The 13,182-nt window shown below is 71.1% G+C and carries 8 protein-coding genes and 1 pseudogene; 6 read left to right on the forward strand and 3 right to left on the reverse strand.

Features of this window, described 5'->3' with window-relative positions:
* The first annotated feature begins 56 nt into the window (after positions 1-56).
* From FHX71_RS15085 to FHX71_RS15100, 4 genes and pseudogenes are all read left to right on the forward strand, one after another.
* Positions 57-1,244: a glycoside hydrolase family 1 protein gene (locus FHX71_RS15085; protein ID WP_182617664.1), complete on the forward strand. Its 1,188-nt coding sequence runs from the start codon at positions 57-59 to the stop codon at positions 1,242-1,244.
* A gap of 84 nt (positions 1,245-1,328) precedes the next feature.
* On the forward strand, positions 1,329-2,939 hold the full coding sequence (locus tag FHX71_RS15090; protein WP_182617666.1) for a glucoamylase family protein: 1,611 nt from the start codon (positions 1,329-1,331) through the stop codon (positions 2,937-2,939).
* A 106-nt stretch (positions 2,940-3,045) separates the two neighbouring features.
* Positions 3,046-4,650 carry an alpha-amylase family glycosyl hydrolase gene (locus FHX71_RS15095; RefSeq protein ID WP_182617668.1) on the forward strand — a complete coding sequence of 535 codons (1,605 nt, stop codon included), beginning with the start codon at positions 3,046-3,048 and terminating at the stop codon, positions 4,648-4,650.
* Between the two features lie 70 nt (positions 4,651-4,720).
* Positions 4,721-5,557, forward strand: a pseudogene (locus tag FHX71_RS15100) (phosphoribosylaminoimidazolesuccinocarboxamide synthase); the annotation flags it as partial.
* Between the two features lie 68 nt (positions 5,558-5,625).
* Here FHX71_RS15100 and FHX71_RS15105 read toward each other — a convergent pair.
* The gene (locus FHX71_RS15105) at positions 5,626-8,145 is read right to left on the reverse strand and encodes a hypothetical protein (protein ID WP_182617672.1); all 2,520 of its coding nucleotides are present in this window, start codon (positions 8,143-8,145) and stop codon (positions 5,626-5,628) included.
* Between the two features lie 95 nt (positions 8,146-8,240).
* Here FHX71_RS15105 and FHX71_RS15110 point away from each other — a divergent pair, with 95 nt between their 5' ends.
* Both FHX71_RS15110 and FHX71_RS15115 read left to right on the forward strand, forming a co-directional pair.
* The gene (locus FHX71_RS15110) at positions 8,241-10,124 is read left to right on the forward strand and encodes a DEDD exonuclease domain-containing protein (protein WP_182617674.1); all 1,884 of its coding nucleotides are present in this window, start codon (positions 8,241-8,243) and stop codon (positions 10,122-10,124) included.
* Positions 10,118-10,399, forward strand: coding sequence for an Lrp/AsnC family transcriptional regulator (locus FHX71_RS15115; protein ID WP_182617676.1), 282 nt, complete (start codon positions 10,118-10,120; stop codon positions 10,397-10,399). Before FHX71_RS15110 ends, FHX71_RS15115 begins: the two co-directional genes overlap by 7 nt.
* Positions 10,400-10,448: 49 nt before the next feature.
* On the opposite strand, the gene qcrB is transcribed toward FHX71_RS15115, so the two are convergent.
* Together qcrB and FHX71_RS15125 are read right to left on the reverse strand one after the other, a co-directional pair.
* A complete protein-coding gene (qcrB, locus tag FHX71_RS15120) occupies positions 10,449-12,236 on the reverse strand; it encodes a cytochrome bc1 complex cytochrome b subunit (protein ID WP_182617678.1) in 1,788 nt (595 codons plus the stop codon).
* A 191-nt stretch (positions 12,237-12,427) separates the two neighbouring features.
* Positions 12,428-13,057: a superoxide dismutase gene (locus tag FHX71_RS15125; protein ID WP_182617681.1), complete on the reverse strand. Its 630-nt coding sequence runs from the start codon at positions 13,055-13,057 to the stop codon at positions 12,428-12,430.
* Positions 13,058-13,182: the final 125 nt, after the last annotated feature.

The raw sequence follows: 13,182 nt of genomic DNA on the forward strand, positions 1-13,182 counted from the left end.
GCCCGCCGTAGCCGGCCAGCCGTAGCCCGCCAGCCGTACCAGCAAGGAGTCTTCCCGTGACCGAACAGATCACGCTGCCCACCGCGCCCACGTTCCTGTGGGGTGCCTCCACCGCCGCGCACCAGATCGAGGGCGGCAACACCAACAGCGACTGGTGGGCCAAGGAGCACGTCGCCGGGTCGCTGTGCGCGGAGAGCTCCGGCGACGCCGTCGACAGCTACCACCGCTACGGCGAGGACATCGCGCTGCTGGCGGACGCGGGCCTGAACGCCTACCGCTTCTCGATCGAGTGGGCGCGCATCGAGCCCGCCGAGGGCGAGTTCTCGCGGGCGCAGCTCGCGCACTACCGGCGGATGATCGACACCTGCCTGGAGGCGGGCGTGACGCCGATGGTCACGCTCCTGCACTTCACGCTGCCGCGCTGGTTCGCCGAGCGCGGCGGCTGGTTCGCTCCCGACGCCGTGGACCTGTTCAGCCGGTACGTCGAGACGGCCAGCCAGATCCTGGGCGACGTCGGCCACGTGGTGACCATCAACGAGCCCAACATCACCTCGATGATGCTCGGCGCGAGCCGGCGCACCAACCTGGACGCCGCCGGGCTCGCCGCCCCGGACCAGGCCGCCTCCGAGATCCAGGCGACCGCCCACCGCCGCGCCGTCGACATCCTGCACGGCCTGGGGCACGTCAAGGCCGGGTGGACCATCGCCAACCAGGTGTTCCAGGCCGGGCCCGGCGCGCAGGAGGCCCGCGACGCGTACGCCTACCCGCGCGAGGACTTCTTCCTGGAGGTCGCCCGCGGCGACGACTTCGTGGGCGTGCAGAGCTACCTGCGCACCATCATCGGGGCCGACGGCGAGCCCATCCCCTTCGGCGACGACGTCGAGAAGACCCTGACCGGCTGGGAGTACTACCCGCAGGCGCTCGGCGAGGCGCTGGAGTACACCCACAAGATCACCGGCGGCGTGCCGATGATCGTCACCGAGAACGGCATGGCCACGGCCGACGACGCCCGTCGCATCGACTACACCACCGGCGCCCTCGCGGGCATGGCCCGCGCGATGTCCGCCGGCTGCCGCGTGGACGGCTACCTGCACTGGTCGCTGCTCGACAACTACGAGTGGATGAGCGGCTTCCGGCCCACGTTCGGCCTGGTCGCCGTCGACCGCACGACGTTCGAGCGCACGCCCAAGCCGAGCCTCGCGTGGCTCGGCAAGGTCGCGCGCACGGGAGAGCTCTCCGCCTGAGCCGCAGTAAGCCTCACCTCAGTACCCGTATGACCTGTCACCGCACAGCACCTGTCCCCACTACGACGACGTAGGAGACACACCATGAGAAGTATCCGCACCGCGGTCGCGACGGCCGCCGTCGCCGCCCTGGCGTTCGCCGCACTGCCGGCGAGCACACTGTCCGCGAGCGCCACGGGGGCGCCGTCGGCCACCCCGCCGGAAGCCGAAGGCGCGCAGGGCCCGAGCCAGGCGCAGAACCAGACGAAGGAGCACACCTCGGCGAAGGACCGCCGTCAGCTCCGCACCTGGGCCGCCGACACGTGGCGCTCGTTCGAGGCGCTCGTCGACGAGGAGACGGGCCTGCCGGACGACAACATCGGCGGGGACCTCGACCCGGCCGACCGCGGCGGGTACACCTCGCCGACCAATATCGGGGCGTACCTGTGGAGCACCGTGGTGGCCCGCGACACGGGCCTGATCGGGCGCAAGGAGGCGCGCCAGCGCCTGGCGACCACGCTGGACACGGTCGCGGGGCTGGAGAAGCACGAGCCCAGCGGCATGTTCTACAACTGGTACGACCCGGCCACGGGCGACAAGCTGCTGACGTTCCCCACGAGCGGTGACGCGATCAAGCCGTTCCTCTCCAGCGTGGACAACGGCTGGCTGGCGACGGGCCTGCTGCTGACGGCGCGCGCGGAGCCGTCCCTGGCCCGCGCGGCGGACGCCGTCCGCGAGGACATGGACTTCGGCTGCTACTTCGACCCGGCGCAGAACCAGATCCGGGGCGGGTTCTGGGACGTCGACCCGCAGGAGACGGCGCCCGTGGCGGGCGACTACTGCGAGATGGGTTCCGACGTCTGGTACACGGGCCACCACTACGGCGCGTTCAACACGGAGCCGCGCATCGCGTCGTACCTCGGCATCGCGGAGGGGCAGATCCCGGCGGAGCACTACTTCGGCACGTACCGCACGTTCCCCGACACCTGCGACTGGTCCTGGACCGAGACGCGGCCGGTCGGGCAGTGGGCCGAGTACCTGGGGGTGCCGGTGTTCGAGGGCGCGCTGCCGTACCGCGGCATGCGCGTGGTGCCGACCTGGGGCGGCAGCATGTTCGAGGCGCTGATGGTGCCGCTGTTCGTGCCCGAGGAGACGTGGGGCCCGCGCTCGTGGGGCCGTAACCACCCGCTGTACGTGCAGGGCCAGATCGAGCACGGCATGCAGGAGGCGGAGTACGGGTACTGGGGCTTCTCGCCGTCGAACGACCCGGCCGGCGGGTACCGCGAGTACGGCGTGGACCAGCTCGGGCTGGACGGGCCGGGCTACACGTCCGACCAGGAGCGCACGACCGTCGACCAGCCGTACGAGGGCTGCCGCGAGGGTTCGCCGGAGCCCACGGAGTACGGTGACGGCGTCGTGACGCCGCACGCGTCGTTCCTCGCGCTGCGGTACGCGCCCCGCGAGGCGATGACCAACCTGCGCAACATCGCGACGGACTTCGACGCGTACGGCCCGGGCGGCTTCTACGACGCCGTGGCCGTGCGCAGCGGCCAGGTATCGGAGCGCTACCTGGCGCTGGACCAGGGCATGATCATGGCGGCGCTGGGCAACGAGCTGGCCGACGACGCGATGCGCCGCTACGTCGCGCCCGGTGCCCTGGAGCGCGAGGTGCGCCCCCTGATGGCGATGGAGACCTTCGCCGTCGGCCGCGACTAGCACCCCGACGACTAGCACCCCCGACGTGTCAGACGCTCAGGTCCCCCGAGGGACCTGAGCGTCTGACACATTGGATCTTCCGCACCACCTACGAAGGAGTAGCTCCTTGGCTTCCGTCGACCTCGCCTCGCGCCTCGGGCGCACCGTGCTCTACCAGATCTACCCGCAGTCCTTCGCGGACTCGAACGGTGACGGGATCGGCGACCTCGCCGGGATCGCGGAGCGCCTGGACTACCTCGCCTGGCTGGGGGTGGACGCGATCTGGCTCAGCCCGTGCTTCGTCTCCCCCTTCGCCGACGCCGGGTACGACGTCGCCGACTTCCTGACGGTGGCGCCGCGCTACGGCACGAACGAGGACATGGCGCGGCTGACCGAGGAGGCGGGGCGGCGCGGCATCTCGGTGCTGCTCGACCTCGTGGCCGGGCACACGTCGGACCAGCACCCCTGGTTCCGCGCGTCGGCCGATGACCCGGACGACGGCCGATTCGTGTGGAGCGACGTGCCCGCCGAGGGCTTCCAGCCCGGCCCGGGAGCGCGGGGCGGGTACTACAAGCCCAACTTCTTCCCCGTGCAGCCGGCGCTGAACTTCGGCTACGCCCGCACGGACCCGGCCGAGCCGTGGCGGCAGCCCGTCGACGCGCCCGGCCCGCTCGCCAACCGGGCCGCGCTGCGCGAGATCATGGCGCACTGGTTCGGCCTGGGCGTGGCGGGGTTCCGCGTGGACATGGCGGCGTCCCTCGTCAAGGACGACCCCGGCCACGTCGAGACGGCGAGGCTGTGGCACGAGATGCGCGCCTGGCTGGACCGCGAGTGGCCGGGCCGCGTCATCATCAGCGAGTGGGGCGACCCGAAGGTCGCCGTCCCCGCGGGCTTCCACGCCGACTTCTTCCTCCAGTTCGGCGGGGACGACGACGGGCTGCCGCTGCGGTCGCTGTGGAACAACGGCGCGGGCACGGTGAGCCCCGGCTGGGGCGAGCTGTCGCCCTGGGCGGGCGCGGACGGCGCGGGCGACGCCGCCACGTTCGTCCGGGCCTGGCAGGCCGCGACGGACGCCATCGCGGCGGCCGGCCACGGCGGCGTCGTCGGCCTGCCGACGTCGAACCACGACTTCACGCGACTCGTCGCGGGCCCGCGCGACGCCGAGCAGGCGCGCGTGGCGCACGTGCTCACCATGACGTGGCCCGCCATGCCGTCGGTCTACTACGGCGACGAGATCGGCATGCGGTACGTGCCCGGCACGCCGACGCTGGAGGGCTCCCGGCTGGGCCCCGACTACGACCGGGCGGGCTCGCGCACGCCGATGCAGTGGGGCGACCTGCCCGCGGACCCGTACGGGCCGGGCAAGCCCGCCGACTCCACCTACCTGCCGGAGGACCCCGACCCGGGGCGTCCGACGGTCGCGGCCCAGGTGGACGACGACGGCTCGCTGCTCCGCCTGGTCCGCGACCTGATCGCGCTGCGGCACGGCGACGAGCGGCTGGACGTGGCCGCCCCCGTCGAGGTGCTCGCCACCGGCTACCCGCTGGCGTTCGTGCGCGGCGGCACGCTCGCCGTCGTCCTCAACCCGGGCCGCGCGGCCGTGCAGTTGCCGCTCGACGGCGCCGCGAGGGCGCGGCCGGTCCTGGCCCGGGGCTTCCGGGTCGAGGCGGGCAGCGACGTCGTGCACCTGGACGGGTACGGCTACGCCGTCCTGGACCTCGCGGGCGCGTAGGCGCCCCGGGTGCCCCCGCTGAACGAACCCGGTACGCGCACCGGTCCGGCGCGCGTGCCGGGTTAGCCTTGGCCCCGTGGAACTGATCCGGAAGGGCAAGGTTCGCGAGGTCTACGCGGACGGCGACGATGTGATCCTGGTGGCCTCCGACCGCGTGTCGGTGTACGACGTCGTGCTGCCGACGGCCGTACCCGACAAGGGCGCGATCCTCACCCAGCTCTCGCTGTGGTGGTTCCGGCAGTTCGCCGACCTGGTGCCCAACCACGTGATCAGCGAGGACGTCCCGGACGAGTGGGCCGGGCGTGCCATCCGCTGCAAGAAGCTGACCATCGTGCCCGTCGAGTGCATCGCGCGCGGGTACCTCGCGGGCGGCGGCCTGGACAGCTACAACGCGACCGGCAGCGTGTCCGGCGTCGCGTTCCCCCCGGGCCTGGTCGAGGCCGACCGGCTGCCCGAGCCCGTGTTCACGCCGTCGACCAAGGCGGACGAGGGGCACGACGAGTACATCTCCGTCGAGGAGATCGCCAAGGACCTGGGCACGGAGACCACGGGCCGGCTGCGCGAGCTGACGCTGGCCATCTACGACCGCGGCGCCGAGATCGCGCGCGAGCGCGGCGTCATCATCGCCGACACGAAGCTGGAGTTCGGGTTCGACGCCGACGGCGTGCTGACCCTCGCCGACGAGGTGCTCACCCCGGACTCCTCGCGCTTCTGGAAGGCGAGCGAGTACGAGCCCGGCCGCTCGCAGTGGTCCTACGACAAGCAGTTCGTGCGCGACTGGTCCTCGACGCTGACCGGCTGGGACCGCACCTACCCGGGCCCCGAGATCCCGGACGACGTGGTCAAGGAGACCCGCGCCCGGTACGTCGAGATCTACGAGCAGCTCACCGGCGAACGCTGGTCCTGAGCCGGACGCGGGCTGAGCCGACAGGTGGGTGAGGCAGCCGCCTCACCCACCCGCCTCAACCACCCGGCTCACTCGCCCCGCGGCTTGAACTTGACCACCTTGTTGTCGCCGGGGCGGTTGAAGTTCCCCTTGAAGGCCCAGTTCGTGTAGCCACCGTCGCCCTGGCGCGTGACCGTCCCTGAGTCGAGACCCACCACGTAGAACTCCCCCACCGTGGCGAGGTGCACCTTCCCCGTGACGTCCGGCCCGAACTCCAGCCCGATGTCCCGGTGCCGGACGATGATGTTCTTGTCGGGGAACGCCTTGGCGTACTCGTCGGCGAGCGACTTGCTCTTCTCGCTGCGGCTGCCCGGCACGTCGCCGTCGAAGTCGGTACCCGGGTAGGTGCCCTCGTCCCGGTCGTACATCGGGTTGCGCCAGTCGCCGCCCAGGCCCTGCTTCACCTTGCCGTTGGTGTAGTAGTCGTCGTCCGGCTCGAACTTCTCGTGCTTGCAGCGGGGGGCGGGCTCGATCTTGACCTTGTTGCCGTCGACGTCGGTGACCTCGAACGACGACTCCTTGAGCACGCGCTCCTCGTCGGTGGTGATCCACTCGCCCTTGAGCAGGTCGATCCCCTGCCAGCTCACGCCCGTCTCGACCTTCTCCTCGGTCTTGGTGTCGTCGTAGGTCAGCTCGCGCACGTTGCCGTGCTCCTCCAGCTCCTCGCGGAGCTCGCCGCCGTCCTCCTGGTCGTCCCGCTCGATCTCGATGTCGCCCTTCTTCAGCTTGCCCTCGTCGTCGCGCGGGAACAGCTCGTCGACCATCGGCGTGAACTTGTCGCGCAGGTCCGGGTACTGGTTGAAGTCGAGGATGAACTCCTGGACGGACGAGGTGCCCTCCTGCTTGTTCTTGCTGTAGCTGCCGCCCGCCTCGAAGCCGTACGGCAGGTCCGTCTCCACCTCGAACCCGGCCTCGTAGAGCGTCGCGAGCGCCTGGTCGTCGATGGTGATGTACATCTGCACGAGGTCGCCGTTCTCGTCGAAGTACACGGTGGTCTTCGTCGAGCCCTTCCACGTGGCGCCGACCCCGCCCTTGCCCATCAGCTTGCCGAGCTTGTCGCTCTTGCCCCACGGCCCGCCCGGCCCGAGCGCGCCGGAGACCAGGAAGCCGCCGATGTCCGTGGACGTGTAGCTCACCTCGTAGAGGCCGTTGTCCCACAGCCGGTCCTCGACCATGACCTCGCCCTCGTAGCTGCCCTCGGCGCTGCCGCCCGCGCCCACGCCCTTCCCGTCCTTGCTCTTGCCGCCCTTCTGCCCGTCGATCCCGACGTTGACGGTGACCTTCTTGGTCTCGGTGTCGGCGTCGTTGACGATGTGGTGGTCCGGCTCGTCCTCGAGATGGTCGTTGTAGCGGGTCTTCGCGGGCTCGCAGCCGGCCTGGAGCTGGCCGCCGAAGGCCCCGCAGGCGTGCTCCATCCCGGACTTCAGCCCGTCCGTCTTCGACTGCCACGAGATCCACTCCTGCGCGTCCTCGACGCTCGTGAACTCGTACGCGGTGTCGCTCGTGACGCCGTCGATCGCGGACACGCCGAAGGAGATGGGCGAGCCGAAGATGTTGTCGCCCGACACCCCGCCCCCGAACCCGCTGCCCTTGAGCATGTGCACCCGGACGCGGCCGTCACCGAGCCGCTCGATCATCACGGCCTCCGTGGTGCTGAACCGGAAGAACAGGAACGACGTCGTGTGGTCCTCGATGTGGGTGTTGACCTGCACGTAGCAGTCGGGCTCCATGTTGTCGTAGGCCGTCGTGACGCACTCGTAGAGCCAGCCCGACGTCGCGGCACGCTCCCGGCCGGGCCTCGACTCCTTGTACGCCTCCCACTCCGCGTCGCACACGTCCTCGGGGACCGGGAGCCACTTGCAGCCGATGCGGACCTTCGGCGGGTCCAGGCTGACGTCCTCGCTGGTCGGCATCGTGCGGTTGCACTGCTCGTCGTCCGGGTCATCGCTCTCGTCGCCCCAGCCCTCGGTCACGCAGTCGACGATCTTGTCGTTGCCCTCGCGCTCCAGGCTCTCGTCCCGGCCGCCCGAGATCACCGTCTTCCAGACGTCGTCGAGCTCGGTCTCCGAGACGGTGAACAGGCACGTCACCGGGATCGGGTACCAGACGCAGTCGATCTGGATCACGACCATGGCGGTGTCGCGGTCCTCCTGGGAGACGCGGGACAGGGTGAGCTCGTCCTCGCACGAGGTGTCGCCCGGGTCGTCGCCGTCGCCGTCCCCCGGCCCGTCGCCCGGTCCGTCGCCGGGTCCGTCGCCCGGCCCGTCGCCCGGTCCGTCGCCAGGGCCGTCGACGCAGTCCTCGGGGCTCCCGGGCTGCCCGATCGACTGGACGGCGCAGACGAGCTGCCCGCTCAGGTCCCGGCCCACGGGCGTCGCCGCGGCGAGCACCACGAGTGCCACCAGGAGCAGCGCGCCGACGACGGCGACGTACTCCAGGAGGGCCTGGCCCCGCTCGTCGGGGGCCTCGTCGGGAACAGGGCGCCACCGGCTCCGGGTCCGGGCGCCGCGTGCGGTGCGTCGGTCAGGTTTCCCGGGCCGGCGAATCATCCGTCGACTCTAGGAACCGGCGCGGGCGGGGACCAGAGGCCCCGGACCCAGCCCGCGGTGGGCCCGGGGGCCCAGTGTCAGTGGCTCGGGATACCGTGCACGCCGTGAGCACCTCCACGTCCGCCGGAACCCGGGCCCCGTACCAGGCGACCTTCGAGGAGCTCGGCACGCCGCTGCGCGACGTCACGTTCGTCGTGGTCGACCTGGAGACCACGGGGACCAACGCCAAGGAGGGCGGCATCACCGAGATCGGCGCGGTGAAGGTGCGCGGCGGCGAGGTGCTGGGCGAGTTCCAGTCGCTGGTGAACCCGGGGCAGCCGGTCCCGGCGTTCGTCGCGCGGCTCACTGGCATCACGAACGCCATGGTCGCCACCGCGCCCGACATCGAGCTCGTCCTGCCGAGCTTCCTGGAGTTCGCGCGCGACACGGTGCTGGTGGCGCACAACGCGCCGTTCGACGTCGGCTTCCTCAAGGCGATGTGCGCCCGGCTGGACTACCCGTGGCCCGGGTACACCGTGGTGGACACGGTGCCGCTGGCCCGCCGTCTGGTGACGCGGGACGAGGCGCCCAACCACAAGCTGTCCACCCTGGCGAACCTGTTCCACGCCACGGTCTCCCCGGAGCACCGCGCGCTGGCCGACGCGCGCGCGACCGTCGACGTGCTGCACGCGCTCTTCGACCGGCTCGCGCCCATGGGCGTCACGCACCTGGAGGACCTCGCCACGGCGGCCGACCCCGTGCCGCCCGAGGTGCGCCGCAAGCGGCACCTCGCCGACGACCTGCCGGACAGCCCGGGGGTGTACCTGTTCCGCGGCCCGGGCGACGAGGTGCTGTACGTCGGCACGTCCGTGAACATCCGCAAGCGCGTGCGCTCGTACTTCACCGCGGCGGAGAAGCGGAAGCGGATCACGGAGATGGTGCGCATCGCGGAGCGGGTCACGCCCGTCGCGTGCGCGACGCCGCTGGAGGCACAGGTCCGCGAGCTGCGGCTCATCACCGAGCACGCGCCCCGCTACAACCGCCGCTCCAAGTTCCCGGAGCGGCACTCGTGGGTGCGCCTGACCGACGAGGCCTACCCACGCCTGTCGGTCGTGGGCGGCGTCGTGGCGGGCGCGGCGCACATCGGCCCGTTCGGGTCCCGGCGCACCGCGCAGGAGGCCGTGCACGCCCTGCACGACGCCCTGAACCTGCGCCAGTGCACCGCCCGCATCCCGCTGGTCTCCAAGCGCCCCGGCAGCCCCTGCGCCCTGGCGGGCATGGGCCGATGCTCCGCGCCGTGCGTGGCCACGGAGGCGCCCGACGCCTCCTACGCGGACGTGGCCGACGCCGCCCGCGCCGCCCTGACCGGCGACCCCGCACCGGTGGTGCGCGCCCTCTCCGACCGCATCGCGGCGCTCGCCCACCAGGAGCGCTACGAGGAGGCGGGCGAGGTGACGCGGCGGCTGCGCGCCTTCGTCCAGGGCGCGCACCGGGCGCAGCGCCTCGGCCCCCTGGCCGGGTGCGCCGAGCTGGTCGCCGCGCGGCCGTCCGGCATCGGCGACGCGCCCGGCAAGCCCGGCGGCTGGGAGATCGTGGTGATCAAGCACGGCCGGCTCGCCGGCACCGACGTGTCGGCCCCGGGCGCCAGCCCGCTCCCCCTGGTGGACGCCCTGCGTACGACGGCGGAGCACGTCGAGCCGCCCGTAGCCCCGGCCCCCGCGGCACACCCCGAGGAGACCGACCTGCTGCTCGCCTGGCTCGACTCCCCCGGCGTCCGGCTGGTGCACGTCAGCGACACCTGGGCCTGCCCGGTGCGCGCTGCCGGCGCGCACGCCGACCTGACGTGGGCGTCGGACCGGGTGCGGGTCGAGATCGCCGGGGACGGCGCGGTGCCCGACGACGGCACTGTGCCCGACGACGGCGCAGCCGAGGTCGAGGCCGCCGCGCCCGCGACGGAACCCGAGAACCCGCGGCACGTGGATACGATGACGGCATGCTGACCGCGATCGTCCTCATCGACGCCGAGACGTCCCGCATCCCCGAGGTCGCGCAGGAGGTCGCGAACATCGACGGTGTGAGCGAGGTCTTCTCCGTGACCGGCAAGACCGACCTCGTGGCGATCGTGCGCGTGCCCGAGCACGAGCAGCTCGCCGGCGTCGTGTCCGACACGGTGAACAAGGTGCCGGGCGTGCTGAACACCGAGACGCTCATCGCGTTCCGCGCCTTCTCGAAGGCGGACCTGGAGCAGGCGTTCGCGCTGGGGCTCGACGACTAGGTAACCGACCACCCAGGTAACCGGCGAGCAGGGGGGCGACGAGCAGCGGCTACTGCTGCTTGTCCTCTCCCTGTCCCGCAGAGCCCGGCTCCGTCGCGCCCGGGCCGGCAGCCCTCGGCCCCGCCGTGCCTGTTCCTCCGCCGCCTCCTGCGCTGCTTCCGGCCCTGCTTCCGGCCCCGCCCGGTCCGACGGCCGCGGGCGTCCTCGCCTCGAGCTCGTCGTGCTTGCCGTGCGAGTGGGCGGCCGCGACCTCGGCGGGGGTGGCCGGCTCGACGCGGTCCTCGTAGAAGAACTCGGAGATCCGCTGCCAGCGCCGGTCGGACCGGTAGCCCTTGCGTTTGACGCCGTGGGAGTCCTGGGCGGGCTGGATCTCCAGCGGCTGCGGCGAGGTGTGCTGGGTGCGCAGCCACACCTCCTGCGCGTCCAGAGGGGTGTGCACCTCGACGTACTCGCCGGTGGCGAACCGCACGACACGACCGGACTCGTGGCCGTGCAGCACCAGCTCGCGGTCCTTGCGTTGCAGGGCCAGGCACACCCGTTTGGTCACGAAGAACGCGAACACGGGGCCCACGATCAGCAGGATGCGCAGCACCCAGGTGATCGCGAAGATGCTGAGGGCGAAGTGCGTGGCGATGAGGTCGTTGGTCGCGGCGAGGGCCAGCACCAGGAACGCGACGAACAACGCGACGCCGATCCCCGTGCGGACGGGCCTGTTGCGGGGCCGGTCGAGCACGTGGTGCTCCCGGTGGTCCCCGGTGAGCCTCGCCTCGATGAACGGGTAGGCGATCAGCAGGGTGAACAGGATGCCGGGCACGATCATGGCGGGGATCAGGATGTTCATCGGCAGCGTGTAGCCGGCGATGACCCACTCCCAGCCCGGACCCGGCATGAGGCGTAGGGCACCGTCGACGAACAGGATGTACCAGTCGGGCTGGGTGCCCGCCGAGACGGGCGCCGGATCGTACGGCCCGTAGTTCCACACGTTGTTGATGGCCATCGTGGCGCCCATGAGCGCCAGCACGCCGAAGATGATGAAGAAGTTGCCCGTCATCTTGGCCACGTAGACCGGCAGTGCCGGGTAGCCGACCACGTTCTTGTCGGTGCGCCCGCCGCCGGGGTACTGGGTGTGCTTCTGGAGCACCATGAGGAACAGGTGCAGCGCGATGAGGCCGAGCAGCAGCGCAGGCACCACCAGGATGTGGATGGTGAACAGACGCGGGATGATCTGGTCGCCCGGGAACGCGCCGCCGAAGACCAGGTTCGACAGCTCCGTACCGATCACCGGGACCGCCAGCACCACGCCGTCGATGATCCGCAGGCCGTTGCCCGACAGGACGTCGTCGGGCAGCGAGTAGCCGGTGAACCCCGCGGCCAGGGCCAGGATCAGCATGGTGAGGCCGACGATCCAGTTGATCTCGCGCGGCTTGCGGAACGCTCCGGTGAAGAACACCCGGAACATGTGCACCACGATCGACGCCACGAAGATGAGGGCGGCCCAGTGGTGGATCTGCCGCATGAGCAGGCCACCACGCACCTCGAACGACATGTGCACCGTCGAGGCGAACGCCGACGACATGAGCTCCCCGTGCAGCGTGTCCGGGTACTGCCCCTCGTAGTGCACCAGCCCCATCGACGGGTCGAAGAACATCGTCAGGAAGAAGCCCGACAGGATCAGCACCACGAAGGAGAACAGCGCGATCTCGCCGAGCATGAAGGACCAGTGGTCCGGGAAGACCTTGCGCGCGAACTCCTTGACCAGGGCACCGATGGTGGTGCGCTGGTCCAGGTAGTCGGCGGTCTTGCCGATCGCGGTACTCGGACGCTGCTTCGTTGCCACGTCATCACCTCTGAGATAGGCGGCACGGGCCTCTTCCTGACCTCCAGTAGACACCGAAGCGGGCTTTGCTTCCACCCTCGGCGCCGATCCGGGGCACTGCGTCGGGGAACGACAGATCCGGCGCACCCCTGGGAGAAAGCTCCCGGGGTGCGCCGGATCTGGTCGACGGCCTGGTCAGGCCGTCAGGTCCGTCAGGCCGACGGGACGACGAGACCCGCGGTCTGCGTCTTGGCCCGTGCCAGGCGCTCGGAGACGTTGCTCCACGACACCAGGTTCCACCAGGCCTTGATGTAGTCCGGGCGGACGTTCAGGTAGTCGATGTAGTAGGCGTGCTCCCAGCAGTCCAGCATGAGGACCGGGGTGAGCGCGAAGGGGATGTTGCCCTGCTGGTCGAAGAGCTGCACCACGACCAGCTTCTGGCCGATCGAGTCCCAGGCCAGGACGGCCCAGCCGGAACCCTGCACACCGGCGGCAACGGCGGTGAAGTGCGCCTTGAACTTCTCGAACGAGCCGAAGTGCTCGTCGATCGCCGCGGCGATGTCGCCGGTCGGCTCGCCGCCGGCCTCGGGCGCCATGTTCGTCCAGAAGATCGAGTGGTTGATGTGACCACCGAGGTTGAACGCGAGGTCCTTCTCGATCTTGTTGACGTTGGCCAGGTTGCCCGTCTCCCGGGCCTCCTCGAGCTGCTCCAGGGCAGTGTTGGCACCCTTGACGTACGTCGCGTGGTGCTTGGAGTGGTGCAGCTCCATGATCTTGCCCGAGATGTGGGGCTCGAGCGCGGCGTAGTCGTAGGTCAGGTCAGGGAGCGTGTAAACAGCCATTGCTGAGGTACCTCCAGGATCGGTCCGCACACCGGACGGTGCGCAGGGTGGGACGCCGTCCGGGTCGTGCGCCGAGGTGGTGCCCGCCGGGACGGCAATGGCCCGCGTCCCCGGCCGCAGATGCG

Origin of the sequence: Promicromonospora sukumoe (genome assembly GCF_014137995.1) — a bacterium.
GTDB classification, from domain to species: domain Bacteria; phylum Actinomycetota; class Actinomycetes; order Actinomycetales; family Cellulomonadaceae; genus Promicromonospora; species Promicromonospora sukumoe.

Bases quoted from the DNA above. Each gene is read 5' to 3' on its own strand.
- FHX71_RS15090 (WP_182617666.1), top strand. From the start codon at position 1,329: ATGAGAAGTATCCGCACCGCGGTCGCGACGGCCGCCGTCGCCGCCCTG.
- FHX71_RS15105 (WP_182617672.1), bottom strand. From the start codon at position 8,145: ATGATTCGCCGGCCCGGGAAACCTGACCGACGCACCGCACGCGGCGCC.
- FHX71_RS15115 (WP_182617676.1), top strand. From the start codon at position 10,118: ATGCTGACCGCGATCGTCCTCATCGACGCCGAGACGTCCCGCATCCCC.
- FHX71_RS15125 (WP_182617681.1), bottom strand. From the start codon at position 13,057: ATGGCTGTTTACACGCTCCCTGACCTGACCTACGACTACGCCGCGCTC.